This window comes from Pedobacter sp. NO84, assembly GCF_059703915.1.
Window position 1 is genome coordinate 3,299,943 of record NZ_AP046575.1, and the last position, 17,096, is coordinate 3,317,038.

The 17,096-nt window shown below is 38.6% G+C and carries 20 protein-coding genes; 4 read left to right on the top strand and 16 right to left on the bottom strand.

Annotated features, from left to right (window positions below; translation table 11 throughout):
* Window positions 1-28: 28 nt before the first annotated feature.
* Window positions 29-706 carry a metal-dependent hydrolase gene (locus tag AC6H0V_RS14515; protein WP_497560911.1) on the top strand — a complete coding sequence of 226 codons (678 nt, stop codon included), beginning with the start codon at window positions 29-31 and terminating at the stop codon, window positions 704-706.
* Between the two features lies 1 nt (window position 707).
* Here AC6H0V_RS14515 and AC6H0V_RS14520 read toward each other — a convergent pair whose 3' ends face one another.
* From AC6H0V_RS14520 to polA, 3 genes are read right to left on the bottom strand one after another with little or no spacing between them, the layout of a single operon-like run.
* Window positions 708-1,571, bottom strand: coding sequence for a TonB family protein (locus AC6H0V_RS14520; protein WP_497560912.1), 864 nt, complete (start codon window positions 1,569-1,571; stop codon window positions 708-710).
* Between the two features lie 17 nt (window positions 1,572-1,588).
* On the bottom strand, window positions 1,589-2,464 hold the full coding sequence (locus tag AC6H0V_RS14525) for an energy transducer TonB (protein ID WP_497560913.1): 876 nt from the start codon (window positions 2,462-2,464) through the stop codon (window positions 1,589-1,591).
* Between the two features lie 5 nt (window positions 2,465-2,469).
* The gene (polA, locus tag AC6H0V_RS14530) at window positions 2,470-5,271 is read right to left on the bottom strand and encodes a DNA polymerase I (protein WP_497560914.1); all 2,802 of its coding nucleotides are present in this window, start codon (window positions 5,269-5,271) and stop codon (window positions 2,470-2,472) included.
* A gap of 209 nt (window positions 5,272-5,480) precedes the next feature.
* On the opposite strand from polA, the gene AC6H0V_RS14535 reads away from it, so the two are divergent.
* Window positions 5,481-6,146 (top strand): hypothetical protein, encoded by a 666-nt coding sequence (locus AC6H0V_RS14535; protein WP_497560915.1) that lies wholly within the window; start codon window positions 5,481-5,483, stop codon window positions 6,144-6,146.
* A 46-nt stretch (window positions 6,147-6,192) separates the two neighbouring features.
* On the opposite strand, the gene AC6H0V_RS14540 is transcribed toward AC6H0V_RS14535, so the two are convergent.
* The 7 genes from AC6H0V_RS14540 to AC6H0V_RS14570 all read right to left on the bottom strand — a co-directional run bounded on the left by AC6H0V_RS14540 (window position 6,193) and on the right by AC6H0V_RS14570 (window position 10,573).
* On the bottom strand, window positions 6,193-6,759 hold the full coding sequence (locus tag AC6H0V_RS14540; RefSeq protein ID WP_497560916.1) for a DNA-3-methyladenine glycosylase I: 567 nt from the start codon (window positions 6,757-6,759) through the stop codon (window positions 6,193-6,195).
* Between the two features lie 125 nt (window positions 6,760-6,884).
* Entirely contained in the window at window positions 6,885-7,145 is a 261-nt protein-coding gene (locus AC6H0V_RS14545) for a four helix bundle protein (protein WP_497560917.1), read from the bottom strand.
* A gap of 119 nt (window positions 7,146-7,264) precedes the next feature.
* A complete protein-coding gene (locus AC6H0V_RS14550) occupies window positions 7,265-7,591 on the bottom strand; it encodes an MGMT family protein (protein ID WP_497560918.1) in 327 nt (108 codons plus the stop codon).
* 44 nt (window positions 7,592-7,635) lie between these two features.
* Window positions 7,636-8,286 (bottom strand): tRNA (guanosine(46)-N7)-methyltransferase TrmB, encoded by a 651-nt coding sequence (trmB, locus tag AC6H0V_RS14555; protein ID WP_497560919.1) that lies wholly within the window; start codon window positions 8,284-8,286, stop codon window positions 7,636-7,638.
* Between the two features lie 112 nt (window positions 8,287-8,398).
* Complete coding sequence (locus AC6H0V_RS14560) at window positions 8,399-9,244, bottom strand: hypothetical protein (protein WP_497560920.1); 846 nt, start codon at window positions 9,242-9,244, stop codon at window positions 8,399-8,401.
* Window positions 9,245-9,279: 35 nt separating this feature from the next.
* Window positions 9,280-9,666 (bottom strand): hypothetical protein, encoded by a 387-nt coding sequence (locus AC6H0V_RS14565; protein WP_497560921.1) that lies wholly within the window; start codon window positions 9,664-9,666, stop codon window positions 9,280-9,282.
* Between the two features lie 7 nt (window positions 9,667-9,673).
* Window positions 9,674-10,573: a hypothetical protein gene (locus AC6H0V_RS14570; protein WP_497560922.1), complete on the bottom strand. Its 900-nt coding sequence runs from the start codon at window positions 10,571-10,573 to the stop codon at window positions 9,674-9,676.
* Between the two features lie 295 nt (window positions 10,574-10,868).
* On the opposite strand from AC6H0V_RS14570, the gene AC6H0V_RS14575 reads away from it, so the two are divergent.
* On the top strand, window positions 10,869-11,801 hold the full coding sequence (locus AC6H0V_RS14575; RefSeq protein WP_497560923.1) for a hydrogen peroxide-inducible genes activator: 933 nt from the start codon (window positions 10,869-10,871) through the stop codon (window positions 11,799-11,801).
* Here the strand turns inward: AC6H0V_RS14575 and AC6H0V_RS14580 are convergent.
* The 4 genes from AC6H0V_RS14580 to AC6H0V_RS14595 all read right to left on the bottom strand — a co-directional run bounded on the left by AC6H0V_RS14580 (window position 11,798) and on the right by AC6H0V_RS14595 (window position 13,934).
* The gene (locus AC6H0V_RS14580; protein ID WP_497560924.1) at window positions 11,798-12,241 is read right to left on the bottom strand and encodes a hypothetical protein; all 444 of its coding nucleotides are present in this window, start codon (window positions 12,239-12,241) and stop codon (window positions 11,798-11,800) included. The genes AC6H0V_RS14575 and AC6H0V_RS14580 overlap by 4 nt on opposite strands.
* Before the next feature lie 134 nt (window positions 12,242-12,375).
* On the bottom strand, window positions 12,376-12,984 hold the full coding sequence (locus AC6H0V_RS14585) for a superoxide dismutase (RefSeq protein WP_497560925.1): 609 nt from the start codon (window positions 12,982-12,984) through the stop codon (window positions 12,376-12,378).
* 76 nt (window positions 12,985-13,060) lie between these two features.
* A complete protein-coding gene (locus AC6H0V_RS14590) occupies window positions 13,061-13,540 on the bottom strand; it encodes a nucleoside deaminase (protein WP_497560926.1) in 480 nt (159 codons plus the stop codon).
* 58 nt (window positions 13,541-13,598) lie between these two features.
* A complete protein-coding gene (locus AC6H0V_RS14595; protein ID WP_497560927.1) occupies window positions 13,599-13,934 on the bottom strand; it encodes a tRNA-binding protein in 336 nt (111 codons plus the stop codon).
* A 66-nt stretch (window positions 13,935-14,000) separates the two neighbouring features.
* Here AC6H0V_RS14595 and AC6H0V_RS14600 point away from each other — a divergent pair, with 66 nt between their 5' ends.
* A complete protein-coding gene (locus tag AC6H0V_RS14600; protein ID WP_497560928.1) occupies window positions 14,001-15,188 on the top strand; it encodes a class I SAM-dependent rRNA methyltransferase in 1,188 nt (395 codons plus the stop codon).
* Window positions 15,189-15,264: 76 nt separating this feature from the next.
* Here AC6H0V_RS14600 and AC6H0V_RS14605 read toward each other — a convergent pair whose 3' ends face one another.
* Both AC6H0V_RS14605 and AC6H0V_RS14610 read right to left on the bottom strand, forming a co-directional pair.
* On the bottom strand, window positions 15,265-15,510 hold the full coding sequence (locus tag AC6H0V_RS14605) for a DUF6814 family protein (protein WP_497560929.1): 246 nt from the start codon (window positions 15,508-15,510) through the stop codon (window positions 15,265-15,267).
* 34 nt (window positions 15,511-15,544) lie between these two features.
* Entirely contained in the window at window positions 15,545-17,074 is a 1,530-nt protein-coding gene (locus AC6H0V_RS14610) for an MFS transporter (protein WP_497560930.1), read from the bottom strand.
* Between the last annotated feature and the right edge of the window lie 22 nt (window positions 17,075-17,096).

The window sequence follows — 17,096 nt, forward strand, 5'->3', positions numbered from 1 at the left end:
CAATACGCTAATCGCAATACGCAATACTATGACATACACCTATTACGGTCAATCTTGTTTCTTATTAGAAACCGCGACCCATAAATTTTTATTCGATCCTTTTATTAGCCAAAATCCGCTAGCCAAGAATATTGATATCACCAAGATCGAAGCTGATTATATTTTGGTAAGCCACGGACATGGAGATCATGTTGGAGATCTGATCGCCCTTGCAAAGCAAACCAAGGCCCAGGTTATTGCCATTCCTGAAGTAATTGGTTGGCTCACGAAACAGGGGATTGATAACGTGCATCCCATGAATTTTGGAAAATATACTTTTGATTTTGGTACTGTCCGCATGGTTTGGGCAACCCACTCTGCAGGTTTACCGGATGGAAGTTATGGTGGCAATCCCGCAGGATTTGTACTTGAGCTAGAAGGCAGGCAGATCTATTTTGCCGGAGATACCGGGCTAACCCTTGAGATGAAATTACTTGCTGATCTATACAACCTTGATTATGCCATCCTTCCAATCGGAGGAAATTATACAATGGACGTTGATGATGCAGTGATTGCAAGTAGTTATATCGATTGCGATAAGATTATTGGGGTGCATTATGACACCTTCCCCGTTATTAAAATCGATTCTAAGATGGCAGTTGATAGTTTTAAAAGAGCGCAAAAAACATTGTTTTTACCTGCCATAGGCGAAACAATTGCATTGTAACTTAATTTGCCTTAGCTATTGCAAAAACTATAGGAAGCGAAAAACGCATGTCTACCGGCTCGTTTAACTGGGTGCCCGGGATCCAACCACTTGATTTGCTGAGTATCCTGATTGCTTCTTTAGAAAGGATGGGGCTTGGGCTTTCCATTGCTTTAATATCGCTAATCGAACCATCACTTTTAACAGTAAACACCAAAGTTACTTCTCCTTTAACGTTCTGTTTTAATGCTTCTCTTGGATAATTCATCTCCTTTTTAACAAATTTATAAAAAGTGGTTAAGCCCCCAGTATAGCTTGGTCCTTGTTGAACATTGTCTCCGTTCTGATTAAAAAATTCGCTTTCAACTAATTCACCAGCAGAATTATATTTTTGGATAAGGGCTATTTCTCCCGTTTTACGGTATAATTTCCATTCATCAACCCTTAAGTCGTTCTCATAATTGCCATCTCTCTTGATCTTTCCGTTATCCCAATAACTTCTGTAAGGGCCTTGCTTCTTGCCCCAAACAAAATGTACTTCTTCCTTTAATTGTTTAGTGCTGTAATACGTTTTCCAATCCCCAACTTGATAGCCACGGTTATACTGACCTTCTTTTATTAAGACCGCTTTTTCATAATAAGCATAAGGACCTCTTCGAACTTCCAATTTCTCATCGGCAAAGGTTACCGTCTCATACAGTGTCTTGTTATTATCGGTTAAATTCAGTTCCCAAACACTATCCTTTTTTGTTATCGTTTTGTTTAACGTAGCGCGAAGAGCGTCTTTTTCAAAACCTGGACGCGAGTAAACAAGTGTAGTATCTTGCTGTGCAAAGACATTAGCTGTGTAAAGCAGGAAAGCAAATACGATGTAGGTTTTTTTCATGATCATGTTGCTTAAAATTATCGACTAATACTAAACTTAATGGGGATGCTATAGGTAACCCTAACAGGTTGGCCAAAATAACTTCCAGGGATCCATTTTTGAGAAAGTTTAACCACTCTTATGGCTTCGTTATCTAAACTGGGATAAAGTTTTTTTTCAACCTTCACATCTGTTACATTACCCTCTTTTGTAATGGTAAACGAAATGTGAACATAACCCTGAACATTGGCCTCCGCAGCATCTTGGGCATATTTAATATTTCTCCCTATCAGTTCGTAAAATTTTTGGATACCCCCAGGATATTTAGGAGGGGATTCGACAATTGTCTTTTCGACAGGATTGCCATCCACATCTAAATAAGCACTGTCAGTGAGTTTGCCTTGTTTTGAAAACGTTTCTTTTAGTGCGATATTACCATTTTCGTAAAAAAGAAATCGCTGTAACTTCTGTTCTTTATCACCGTAGATTTCCTCTTTCATTTTTTTGCCACTAGGCCAAAATGAATAGCTTGTTCCACTGAGAGAATCAAGCTTGTAAAAGTTGATGTCAGTTGTATTTCCTAAGGTATCATAGCTAATAAAATTGCCTTCTTTCTTATTATTCACATAAATCCCTTTTCTAAAAGGTTTTCCATATTTGTATTCAACTGATACTCCGTGCTTGATGGTAAGGTTTGGGTCGCCGTATACCTCTTTTAACAGTAATTCTTTCTTATCATTATATTTTAGGAACACCCAACTGGTACTATCTTTTTGATATGCTTTAAAAATCAATTTAGCTAACGCAGGTTTTACTTGATTAAGATTAGAATCTGTATACATGAATGAGGTATCACGTTGTGCGTAGCCAACGGAAGCAGTAAGAAAGAATGTCAAAAAAAGAATCGTTCTCATATTATTTAATGTGCTGCTAACCAGTTTTCGCCTTCTCCGATTTCAATTTCGATAGGGACTTGGGTCTTGATGGCGGTTTTCATTCTATGGGTAATAATAGCCTTCATTTGGTCTACTTCTGTCTTCAGTACATCAAATACGAGCTCATCATGCACCTGCATGGTCATTTTAGATCCCAGCCTTTGGTCTTGCATGTCTTTATGGATGTTGATCATCGCAATCTTGATCAAGTCTGCTGCAGAGCCTTGGATGGGTGCATTTATCGCATTTCGCTCTGCATAGCCCCTTACTGTTTGGTTTGCCGAGTTGATATCTCTTAAATATCTTCTTCTGCCCATAATCGTTTCCACAAAACCGTTTTCGCGGGCAAAATTCATGGTATCGCTCATGTAGCGTTTTATGCCCGGATACTGGGTAAAATATTGTTCTATAATTTCTGCCGCTTCCTTTCGTGGAATATTAAGGTTTTGGGAAAGCCCGAACGCTGATTGTCCGTAAATGATCCCGAAGTTAACCGCCTTTGCATTTCTCCGTTGGTTAGGATCAACCTCGTCAATACCAATTCCATATACTTTAGCCGCCGTTGCGGTGTGGATGTCAATACCTTTGCTAAAAGCCTCCAGCATGTTTTCTTCCTTGCTAATTTCTGCTATGATGCGCAGTTCGATCTGTGAGTAATCTGCTGACAGCAAAATATGATCTTCATCTCTCGCAATAAATGCTTTTCGCACTTCTCTTCCCCGCTCTGTTCTAATAGGGATATTCTGTAAATTCGGGTTGTTCGAACTTAATCTACCGGTTGCGGCAACCGCCTGATTAAAGCTGGTATGCACTCTTCCGGTTTTAGGGTTTACCAATAAAGGAAGTGCATCCACATAAGTAGATTTCAGCTTTTGCAATTGACGAAAATCTAAAATATCCTGTACGATATCGCTTTTGTGAGCCAGCAGTGTAAGTACATCCTCCCCAGTTTGATACTGCCCGGTTTTTGTTTTTTTAGCCTTAGGATCAAGTTTCAAATGGTCAAATAAAACCTCTCCAAGTTGTTTTGGTGAGGCAAGATTAAATTTCAGCCCTGCTTTTTCATAAACACTCTGTTCGGCCTTGGTAATTTCGTGCTGAAGTTCTATGGAATAGGCTTTTAATGTTTCAATATCAATTTTTACACCTTCCTTTTCAATTTCTGCCAATACAAAAATCAATGGATTTTCTATTTCTTCGGCCAATTTAGTAGCGTTACGTTCTTTGAGCATCGGCTCAAAAATATTGGCCAATTGTAAGGTTACATCGGCATCTTCTGCAGCATAATCCACTACGTTTTCTACGGGAACATCACGCATAGTCCCCTGCGATTTTCCCTTAGCCCCAATTAATGAAGTTATTGATATTGGTGTATAACCCAAATAATTTTCGGAGAGTACATCCATATTATGCCTAGTATCTGGATCAATTAAATAATGTGCCAACATGGTATCAAACAATCTTCCTTTTACCTGTACATCGTACCATTTAAGCACCAGCATATCATACTTGATGTTCTGCCCAATTTTAACGATGTCTTCATTTTCTAATACTACCCTAAATTCATCCACCAGAGCCTGGGCCACCGCTCTCTCTTCAGGCAGTGGAATATAATAGCCTTCACCAGTTTTTATCGAAAATGATAATCCAACCAAATCGGCTAAATTTGCATCTGTACCCGTGGTTTCCGTATCAAATGAAATACTTGGTTGTTTGAGCAATAGCTCGATTAGTTCTTTTCTTTTCTCTGCTGTATCAATTAAAAAATACTCATGCGGGGTATTGCTGATGTTTTTTGCATCAATTGGCTGATCAAATAACGAAGGTTGTGCATTAAAATCTTTTTTGGTTTCTACATCATTTCCAAACAGGTCTTTTTGTTGATTAGTAGGTGTTTTAGGATCGTTTACGCTAAAATCTTCACCAAATACCCTTCTTCCAATCGTTCTAAATTCTAGCTCAGCGAAAAGCGGCTCCAACAACTCCCTACTTGGTTCTTCCAATAGTAATTTCTCTTCATTAAATTCTACCGGAACATTTAAAATAATCGTCGCTAATTTTTTAGAAATCAAGCCCTGCTCTGCAAAATTTTCTACATTCTCTTTTTGTTTTCCTTTAAGCTCATGACTATTGGCGATAATATTTTCCATGCTGCCATATTGCTTGATCAGCAATTTTGCGGTTTTTTCTCCGATGCCGGGGATACCGGGGATATTATCAACTGCATCGCCCCATAAGCCCAATATATCGATCACTTGCTCTACTTTCTCGATTTCCCACTTGGACAAAACCTCCTTCACTCCTAGGATTTCCATTTCATTGCCCATTCTGGCAGGTTTGTAAATAAAAATATTGTCGGATACCAGTTGAGCAAAATCCTTATCCGGTGTCATACAAAAAACGGTAAATCCTTTTCGCTCTGCCTCCTTTGCCATAGTACCAATGATATCATCCGCCTCAAATCCGTCTACGGTAATTACAGGAATATTAAATCCCTCTATCAGTTTAAAAATATAGGGAAGCGCTTTGGAAAGATCTTCGGGCATCGCCTCTCGGTGAGCCTTATACGCTACGTAATCAGTATGTCTTTCTGTGGGGGCTTCGGTATCAAATACTACTGCGATATGACTAGGTTTTTCTTTTCTTAGCACTTCCATCAGCGTGTTCGCAAAACCCATAACAGCTGAGGTATTTACGCCTGTTGATGTAAAACGTGGACTTTTACTAAGTGCAAAATGCGCTCTGTAAATTAGCGCCATCCCATCCAAAAGAAATAATTTTTTCATAAAATGATTAAAGATTACACCGATTTCGGCGTGAATGTAAAGTTAATGGTTTAAAGAAACTATCTGCCAAAAATTACGCTAAAAGTGATGTAAAACTTAAAGCAATTAAATTAAGGGCCCTTTAAGAAATTATAAAATTTTTCGGAGCTAAATCATATTTTAATTTAAGCTATAACAATCTTGAAACATTTTGCGTTATTTACAACAATATGAAGAATATTTATTTAGCAACGTTTTTGCTCCTAACCATTTGTACGACTACAAAAGCCCAAGATGCTGTTTTGATTAGTGATGGAAATTTTGTGCGAGGAGTTATACAGAGCACAAATTTTAGCTCTGTTTCTATCGTGCAGGATGATCAGACAGTTAAAGAGTACTTTGCAAAAGATATCCAGTCTTTTGTATGGAATGGCGAAACCTATGCCAGTAAACCAATGGTGATCAAGAAAAAAATGGAGTATCGTTTTTTTAAGCTTATCGAAACAGGTATCGTAAATTTATATTCATACGGCGACAAGGGCGGTACCGAACAGCCCGTTCAACAGCGGGCTAAGGTTAGGCCAAGCATTGGGATTGGCATGGGCTCAGGGGGCTTTGGTGGCCTAGGAGGGGGTATTTCTATTGGCCTTGGCGGTGGCCGAAGAAATGACGACCAAGCCAACGCTAATTTAAAGGGTAGGGTTAGTTATTTCCTGGAAAAGCAGGGAAGCGGACCAATGCAGGAAATCTCTTTAGAAAATACCAATGCTGTAAAAAGCTTACTTCTGCAAAAACTAACCAATGATGAGGATCTAGCAGAGAGCATTAAGGCAACAGAAGTATTCGACATAAAAAACCTGACCGCCTACATCAAGGCTTATAATAGTCATAAATAGTTGGGAGTTAGGAGCTGGAAGTTTTGAGTTAGTTCCAACTCCCAGCTCATCTTGCTATACATCCAATAATATGATCGTTAACCATTCCGGTAGCTTGCATATGTGCATAGCAAATGGTTGTACCGAAAAATTTGAACCCTCTTTTTTTCATGTCCTTTGCAATCTCGTCAGAAATAGATGTGCTTACCGGGATTCCACCAGTCTCAAAGTCGTTAACTATGGGTTTCCGACCGGGCAGATAAGCCCACATGTAATCTGCAAATGAACCATACTCATTTTGTATTTCGATAAAAAGTTGAGCGTTCCTAATTGCAGATGCTATCTTCAATCTGTTTCTGATAATCCCTTCATCCTGCATCAAACGTTCTTGGTCTTTTCCAGTAAAAGCGGCCACTTTTTTTACATCGAAATTGGCGAAAGCTTTACGGTAACCTTCTCTTCTCCGGAGGATGGTTATCCAGCTCAAACCTGCCTGAGCACCTTCCAATATTAAAAATTCAAAAAGTATTTTATCATCATAAACTGGTTTGCCCCATTCCTCATCATGGTATTTGATATAAAGCGGGTCATTGCCGCACCAAGAGCAGCGCTTTTGAATTAAGTCTGTAGTCATAAGTCCATAGTCGGTAGTCTGATTATTTAAGAGAATTTATCGGGGTTCTTTATCATATAATTTAAAAGTTTGCTTATTTCTTCGCATTTTAAATCTAGTCATCATACGTTTTTTTCGATATATATTCACAAGCAATGGCGACATCTAACCATACCTTCGTTCTCCATTTCCATATCAGCATCTGTTAATTTACTAATAAAATGATTTGGATATTTACGCTTCTTATACGCTTCTCCAATGCTACTACATACAGATCTAGATGAGCGTCTTATCTGGCTTGTAAAACTATAGATTTCTTCTTTAGGAAAAGTCTTCGTTAAATCAAATATCTCCATTAATAATGAGAAGCCCCTTTTATATGCGATAAGTTCTCTAAATTTACCCATATAAAGGTATAAATTTTGATTAGTGTGTGTTGTTATCAAAAACAAAAAACATTAAATAGGATTAGTTTTCCTTTGGAAATTCTTGGATCGCAAACAGACTCTCGACTTTCGACTTAAGACTATAATTCAAGAAGCGGATCCCAGAATATCTTTTTAAAGTCTTTTATTTTATCGTTTTCTACTTTTACGCCCTCCTGCTCCAATAATTGTTGCATGAGTTCTGGTGGCGAGAAATGGAATTTTCCGGTAAGGAGGCCGCTGCTGTTCACTACGCGATGGGCGGGTACTTTTGGGTGGGCTAGGCCTGCATTGCTCATTGCGTAGCCTACCATTCTAGCTGATCCTCCCGCACCTAAAGCCTTAGCGATAGCGCCGTAAGAGGTAACTCTACCTTTCGGTACCAGACGAGCTATTTCAAAAACCTGCTCATAAAAAGAATCTTCCATATTGCGAATTGAAATCCCTAAATCCTTAAACTTTTAACTTGCGCCTAGCTGAATGAGAATTGGATATAGTTGATATTTTTGTTGTGCTTAAGATAAATCCTTTCATAGTGAGTTTTAATGGATAATACCTCATCGGCAAATTCAGATTTATAAAGATCAGCCGTATTTTTATGGGTTATCAAATTTAGGTCACTCACTTTTTCACAGGTATAAGCGTATAATCCATCATTATCTGTTTTAAGATTTACTTTACCCCCTTCTTTTAACAAGGTTTTATACTTATCCAAAAATCCAGGAAAAGTTAAACGCTTTCTTTCTCTCCCTTCTTGAGGCTGTGGATCTGCAAACGTAATCCAGATTTCGTCTATTTCTCCAGCCTCAAAATATTGCATTATATCTTCTATTTGGATTCGCAGAAAAGCTAGGTTTTTTATTCCTTCGTCCACCCCCGTTCTGGCTCCACGCCAAATCCGATTACCTTTTAAATCTACTCCAATAAAGTTCTTCTCTGGAAAAAGTTTTGCGAGGTTAACGGAATATTCTCCTTTTCCACATGCCAGTTCTACTACTACAGGATTAGAGTTCTTAAAATGATCGGATGCCCATTTCCCTTTCATCACTTTGCCTAAATGCAATTGATATACGTTTGGAAAAGTATCTATTTCAGCAAATTTTCTTAATTTATCTTTACCCACTTTAAAACTTTAAGGCACAAAAATAAAATTTATTTGATAACCTAAGTCTTTAATGTGATTAAACACCCACTTTCTGGGAATAAAAAATTTAAGCAAAAGGGGGCCCAGCCCGTCACTTCACCTGCCTCGTTCGTTCGGAGATGCTGGTAGATCGGGAAACTGCATATACAACTCCTCCGGCAGACATTTGATAACCCACAGAAACAGAATAGAAGAGTTTTTCGGTAATCAACCCTGTTTTAGTATTGATTACATAGGTGCCATTGGTACTACTATTAATCATTTTACCACCAATTATGGAGCTAAATTTAACAACGATATTATTTTCATTGGCTTCCTCTATCAAAAATTTTGTGGATAATTTCTGCTTATCAACCACAACGGAATCCCCCCAAGTATACCCTTTTGCTAACCGAGGGTTATAGGTAATATCGGCGAGCAGGGTAAACATCGTTTGTTTTTCAAACACTTCGGGCTGCAAACCTGCAAATGAAACCAAGGTATCAGTAGCCATTTCAGCTCTATAATCTGTTGAACCTTGTATTACCCCATATTTATCAATAGTTAAACTGATGGGTTTTTTAATCATAAAATCCAATGCCTTCAAGATAGTGGAAGTAGTATCAAAGGAAGGGTTACCAGAATCATAATGTAATGTCTTGCCAAGTGCATCGATTACATTGTCCATTTTTTTTATTTCAATATTTATGGTATAGCCCTGAGCTGTAGACCCCGTTACTTTATAACTTTTTGTTGCTTTTGTAACAGAGTTAATGTTCATGGATTGAGTGCCTCTTTTAAGGACTGCATTAGAACTGGTTAACATTTCTGTTTCATATTCATCTCCTTCCTTAAAATCAAAGGTACGGTGGCCTGCTTGCGCCTGTGAGAAGTTACTCCATAAGAACAGCGATGCATACAGAGCTCCCCTTAATAAATAGTTTATACTTTTATTCATTCTTGATTACGTTATGTATTACCAAATCCTAAGGCTTAATTAGAACCTATAGCCAAACGCAAACTCGGGCTTGGCGGTATAGGTGGGATCGGAGGCAATATAGTAAGTACGGGTAAAGTAATAGAGGGTGCTGTTCCAGTTGCAGGCGGAGTGGCTCCGACCTCTGGGGCTGGCGGCGCTACAGGCGCATCTGGTATAGTTGGTGCTGCCGCAGAATTGGTTGTAGCCGGCAAACTAGGCATAGTTGGGGCAGCCGGAACTACTACCGGTGTAACGGTAGCGGGAGGCGGCGTAATTTGGGGTGTAATAACGGGTACTGGAACCTTAAAATCTGAATTGGTTCCTGTGCCATTCTGGGCTTTTGCGCTGTTAATTCCTATTAAAGCGAAAACTACTGTAAAAACCAAAAATAGTTTTTTCATATGCTTATTAATTTTGTTTATTTGTTTTTCTATCTAAAATAAAAGGATAGGCTAAGGTACCTATCACCGAAATACGGTCTGCTGAATTTCTTGTTATATTGTAAACTCCGTATCCAAAAGTTAAGGGCGATTTTTTGAAAGGCCTAAAACCGCTGGAAAAAGCCAGGTTTAGTCCAGACCATTCAGCGTTGATGTTCATATTTGGAAATATTTCGTAAGACACATTTGCAAAAACCGCTGTACCATACTTTCCCTTGCCACTGGCAATATCTCTTGGGCTTTTATACAAAAAACGTCCATTTCCAATTCCAATCGTATAACCTACAGCGGAGTGCCCCGATTTAGAACGGAGTGTTTGGACAGAATGGCTAAATGCTACATAAAAAGTAGCATCTGGAGCATCTGAAATAGCAGAGCTAGCAAATAGCTGAAGCGCCCCTACAGCTATACTGCTCGACTTAAAAATCTGTCTACTCAATATAATATTTCCAGAGAGATCCTTTAACTCAGATACGCGGCCAACATTTACACTACCAGAAAAATTGACGTACTTTTTCGGATCTCCGAAACTTAATCCTGCGGCGGTAATCAAATCTGCAGTTGCAGGGGTCTTGTATTCTGCCGGAAAAATGCCCCCAACAACAACATAAATATACGTGGTATTACCACCGCCCCACCCCGATGGGGTCATCACACTTGCTACAGCCCCATTGGGCAATAATAGCCCATTTCCAAATATACCAACTTCCTTCTCCGCCCTTAAAGAGTCTAATTTTAGCCTTATATTACTTTCAAACTCATTACCACTTAGTTGCGCGAAAGATTTCTTCGGGTAGTAAACGCTTAAAGCAAGGACAAATAAGTAAAAAAATCTAATAGGGAATTTAAGATGGATTAATTTATTCATGAGGTTTATAATAGCAAAGGCGATTATCTAGTTTCTAATTATATAAAGATATTTAAAATTACAACATTTTTAAGCGATTTTCATAAAATTTTAATAAAGCAATAAGTCTAACTGTCTTATACATTGGCTTATTTCTGCATTTTCTAAAACAATCTTCATATCTTCTAAATCAAATTTCTATACAAGTAGGGATTGTTATCCCAATTAAAAAATTGCTTCAAAAGCGAAAAATAAAGGTAAAAAAATTATATAGTTAAAATTTATATATTTATCTTTAGTTATCAATTTTAGCTATATGACATTAATTCAGCTTGAATACATCACCGCAGTAGACACCTATAGAAGTTTTGTTAGCGCGGCCGAAAAGTGCTTTGTAACCCAACCTACGCTAAGCATGCAGGTTCAAAAACTAGAAGAATTTTTAAATGTGAAGATTTTCGACAGAAGCAAGCAACCAATCATTCCAACAGAAATTGGAAGTCAGATTATTGCGCAGGCACGTATCGTACTTCAAGAAAACAAGAAAATAAAAGAACTGATCAGCAGTCAGCAACAAGATATAATTGGCGAGTTAAAAATTGGCATTATTCCAACTATTGCGCCTTATTTACTCCCAGAGGTGATTGCTGCTATGCTCGAAAAATATCCAGGACTAAAATTGTTAATTTGGGAATATACTACTGAAGATATCATCCACCATTTAAAAACAGGGGTGATCGATTGTGGGATCTTAGCAACTCCTCTTGTGGATGATAGCATCGTTGAAATGCCATTGTACTACGAAAACTTTGTAAGCTACATTAGCAAGAACAGTAAGCTCTATAAAAAAAAGGCCATAGATGCTGATGATCTGGCAGACGAGAATATTTGGCTGTTAAATGAAGGGCACTGCATGCGTACGCAAGTATTGAATATATGCAGATCTACGAAGAACAATCGTCTCCAATCCTTAACGTATAATACGGGAAGTGTGGAGACACTTATCAGAATGGTTGATATCAATAGTGGTGCCACGCTACTGCCTGAATTGGCCTTAGCTGATTTGAGTGCTAAACAGCTTAACAAGGTACGTTACTTTAAATCGCCAGAGCCTGTGCGAGAGATTAGCTTGGTTACCCATAAAAATTTCATTAAGAAAAGAATGTTAACCGCATTAAAGGAGGAGGTTTTAACTGTGATTCCCAAGGCTATGAAACAACGAAAAAAGAAAGATGTAATCGGAATTTAATTATTAGTCGGTTTTGTCTTAAGGCCCTCTATACCAACAACCTTCTCTTCTTCTTCGCCCTTTTTAAGTTTTTTCTTTTTCTTGGTAGGATCTATGCCGCTTAAACGTTCTTCAACTACCTTATCGTATTCGGCTATCTGATCCCCTTTTAAAACGGTTTTGATGTTTTTATTTAGATCAGCCTGCATTTTAAAAAATTTGGTTTCATCCTCTTCTTTAAAAGTTCCTGCTTGCTGTTTTTTATACAATGCAAATTGTTCCTTTGCAAAATCATACGCATAGTTATAGATTACGTTTTTCTGGGTTGGCGTTAATTTTAGCCTTTTCTCCAACTCATCAACATTCTTTTTCGCTAACTCATCAGGAGTAGGGACTTTTTGTGCACTACCGGTAAAAGCAATTCCCAGCACAAACAATATCATTAAGATTATTCTTTTCATTATCTATCTCTTATCAGCTCGTTATACGTATTTAATCCAAAAGAATCAAGGCGCAATTTACGTAATTCTCGTTTAAAAAAATAGGGCTTATGAATTTTGACATCCATAAGCCCTAAAATCTTAATTAAACTGCCTTAAATCGCTTTTTTATAGCGTTCGGCTACCGCATCCCAATTTACAACATTCCAAATTGCAGCTAGATAATCAGGGCGTTTATTCTGATATTTCAAATAATAAGCATGTTCCCAAACATCGATACCAAAAATCGGAGTACCTTTAACCTCGGCGATATCCATTAGGGGGTTATCCTGGTTTGGTGTTGAAGAAACAATTAGTTTTTTATCGGCACCTACAGAAAGCCATGCCCAACCAGATCCGAAACGGGTTGCACCAGCTTCTTGGATTTTTGTTTTAAAGTCAGCAAATGACCCAAATGCCGTATTGATTGCCTGTGCTAAATCGCCAGTAGGCTCCCCTCCCTTATTTGGGCCGAGAACTGTCCAAAATAAAGAGTGATTGTAATGTCCACCACCGTTATTTCGTACTGCAGTGGGATATTTAGAAATGTTTTTAACAATATCTTCAATGCTCGAATTCGCTTCCGGCTTGCCCTCTAGTGCTTTATTTAAATTGGTAACATAAGCTTGGTGGTGTTTACCATGGTGAATTTCCATGGTCAATTTGTCAATATGCGGTTCTAATGCGTCTGTTGCGTATGCCAACGCAGGTAATTCAAAAGCCATAATTTTATTATTTAAGTTTTTAAAATGTTAATGTACAAATATAACTTACAAAGGTTAAGTTTTATTCAATTGTTTGTCAACTTTCTTTGCGTTTATTCTTAAAAAAGGCCGTCATTAATTCGCCACATTCTGCGGCTAAGACCCCTTCTTTTAACAACGTTTTGGGATGTAAAAGGTTTTGGCCAATCCTTGTAAACCCAAATTTATCTTCTTTAGCCCCAAACACGATCCTACTAATTTGGGTCCAGTAACTAGCCCCCGCACACATCGTACACGGCTCTATGGTTACGTATAGGGTACAGCCCTTTAAATACTTGCCCCCCAAGGTTTGTGAAGCAGCGGTAAACGCCTGCATTTCGGCATGGGCCGTAACATCGTTTAACTGTTCTGTTAAATTGTATCCACGCCCAATAATTTTGCCTTGGCACACGATAATAGCTCCTATTGGTATTTCGTCCATTTCATATGCTTTCTTAGCTTCATGTAACGCCAATCGCATAAAATGCTCGTCAGCTACAGTTGGATCGGTATTTTCTTCGAAGTTGAAATAGGACATTTTATATTTGCCTGGTTAATTGTTGAATTGGTTAATTGAGTTTAGCGTTACAGCATGATTAGATTAACTTACTACCATTTGGCACAAGCTTATCTGCTGTGCTTAAAACAATATCCCCATTATCATCTGAAAAACCCGTGACCAAAAATTCGCTCATAAATTTTCCGATCTGCTTTTTAGGGAAATTGATAACCCCGATAATTTGTCGGCCTACGAGCTCATCTTTAGTGTAGTGTTTCGTAATCTGGGCACTGCTCATTCTGACCCCAAATTTCCCAAAATCAACCTTAAGCTTATAGGCAGGCTTTTTTGCCTCCGGGAAATCCAGAACCTCGAGCACCGTACCAACACGGAGCTCTACTTTTTCGAAATCTCCCCAATTAATCTCTTGCATGGATCAAAAATACAAAATTTAACAGTCATCGGATGACTTAAGTCATCCGATGACTATCTTTACGCCATGATAGAAATAAAGCTAAAAAAAGGAAAGGAGAAAGCAGTTTTACAGCGTCATCCATGGGTATTTTCTGGAGCAATAGATCAGATTAAAGGGAAGCCCGAAAACGGAGAAGTGGTAAAAGTTTGCAATGCGAAAGATGATTTTTTGGCTTACGGGTATTTTAACGATCAATCAAGAGTGGCAATCCGTTTGTTGGCATGGGATGAAGATCAACTTATAAATGAAGCTTGGTACGAGCAAAAAATTAAACAAGCTATTGAATCCCGGGCTCATTTTTTAGTGAACAAGGATACCAACGCTTACCGACTTATTTTTAGCGAAGCTGATTTTTTACCCGGGCTAATTGTAGATCGGTATGCCGATTTTCTATCCGTACAAATTTTAAGTACAGGTATTGAGAAAGCAAAACCAATAATCATAGGCCTATTGGTGAAGCTTTTAAAGCCGAAGGGAATCTTCGACCGCAGCGATGCAACAGCTCGGACACATGAAGGCATTACAGCCGAAAATGGATTGCTATGGGGTGAAGCTCCTGCAGCATTTATTGCTATTAAAGAAAATGGAATTACCTACCACATAAATATTGCGGAAGGTCAAAAATCTGGTTTTTATTGCGATCAACGGGATAACCGTAAGATTTTAGCGGGCTATACGCAAGGAAAAACGGTTTTAGACTGCTTCAGCTATAGTGGAGGATTTAGCTTAAACGCTTTTAAAAATGGGGCAACTGAAGTAACAAGTGTGGATAGTTCTGCACTAGCTATCGACACCCTAAATCAGAATATAGCCATTAATAAGTTCGCTTCTAAAAACCATATCGCCATTCAGTCTGATGTAAACAAGCAGTTAAGGGCCTTTAAAGATGAAGGCAAAAAATTTGATATTGTTGTACTGGATCCACCAAAATACGCGCCATCCCGCTCGGCGTTAGACCGTGCAGCAAGGGCATACAAAGATTTAAACCGTTTAGGATTATTGCTTTTAGAAAGCGGTGGTTTATTGGCAACCTTTTCTTGTTCTGGAGCAGTAGATATCGAAACTTTTAAACAGATTATTGCTTGGGCTGCACTTGATGCTGGGAAGGAAGTACAGGTTATCCGCCAGTTCTCACAACCAGAGGACCATCCTGTTCGCTTATCGTTTCCTGAAGGAGAGTATTTAAAGGGACTGCTGGTAAGAGTTTTGTAATGGAAGATGGAAAATGGAAGATGGAAGATGGAATTGGAGCTAACGATTCTCCCGTTTTACATTTTTACATCTTACCTTAATCTATCTCATCCGAACTTTCGGGCAATTTATCATACTCGCCTGCTAATGCATATTTTCCAAAGATTACCAATCCGATAGCTATCGGTATAAAAATTAATAAAATAATTCCCCATTGCAATGCGGTGTTGGTTTGTGCCACACCTGCTTCAGCTTTGCTTACCTTATCATAAGCTTGCCAGGCCATAAAGATCATTGCTGCTGGCCCTAAGATTATCCAAACCAAACCTAATATTCTTTTCATAGTAATGTTTTAATAATTAGTAATTTTTATTGCATTAATCGTTAACGTTTTCGTCTCTTTTATTCGATAGGTAAATAGCTCCAATAATAAAACTAAGCGTTGCTATCCCGATAGGATACCACAGGCCAGAGAGTGGCGTAGAGCCTGCAAAGCTTGCAATAAGCGTCGCAACAAAAGGTACAAGGCCTCCAAAAACGCCGTTACCAACATGGTATGGCAAAGACATTGACGTATAGCGTATTTTAGTTGGAAATAGTTCTACCAAGAATGCAGCAATAGGTCCATAAACCATGGTTACCAATAAAATCTGGAAGAATACCAATCCTACAAATAACCAAAAAGTACCGGTATCCAGTTTTTTATCCTTAAAAAGCTCTTTCGAAAGTCCAATCGTCTTGCTTGTGTCGGCATAAACGGTGTCAACCTGTACTTTATTAAAAGATCCGCCATTTTTTAAGCTTACTCTAACGCTGCTTGTGATTATACTATCACCTTTATCATGGATTGCAGTTCTTGTAATCACTGGTTCGGCAATGGAATTAACAGCAGAGATTTCTATTTTAGCAGTATCGGTTTTATCTAGGAAGACCTGATAAATTGGTCGGTAAAATATAATACCCAACAACATTCCTGTTAACATTATCCACTTTCGTCCAACTTTATCGCTCCAAGAACCAAAAACTACGAAGAAGGGTGTAGCACCGGCAATTGCCCAGAGCAGGATATACCTCGAATCGTTAAAATCTACCTTACAGGTGTTTTCTATAAAAGATTGCGCATAAAATTGTCCGGTGTACCAAATCACCCCTTGGCCCATAGTGGCCCCAAACAGCGCCAACAATACCATTTTAAAATTCCCTTTTTTATTAAAGCTTTCCTTTAGTGGGTTTTTGGAGATATTGCCTTCTGTTTTAAGCTTAGCAAACATTGGCGATTCGTGCATTTTAAGTCTGATATAAATAGAAACGCCCACTAACAGAATCGAAAGAAGAAAAGGGATTCTCCATCCCCAATCTGCAAATGCCGTAGCGCCAATCAGATTTTTTGAGAGAACAATGATGCCCAAAGAAAGGAACAGCCCTAGCGTTGCGGTAGTTTGGATCCAGCTGGTAAAAAAACCTCTTTTTCCCTTTGGTGCATGCTCTGCTACATAGGTTGCTGCGCCACCATATTCGCCACCTAAGGCCAAACCTTGTATCAAGCGAAGGATCAAAACCAAAATTGGCGCAGCGTAGCCAATTGAAGAATAAGATGGGATAAGGCCAATTAAAAATGTAGAACCGCCCATAAGCACAAGCGTTAAGAGAAAGGTATATTTTCGGCCAATTAAGTCGCCTAGCCTACCAAATACCAAGGCCCCAAACGGACGAACTATAAAACCTGCCGCAAAAATGGCGAGGGTATTAATCAGTGCCGAGGCTCCTGCATCAGCGGGAAAGAGTTGTGCACCAATTATACTGGCTAAACTGCCAAAAATATAAAAATCGTACCATTCAATTAATGTCCCGAGAGACGATGCGCCTATTACTTTGAAAATACTGTTTGGTTTGATTTCATTGTTCATATTTCTAAAACTAATGGTTTAA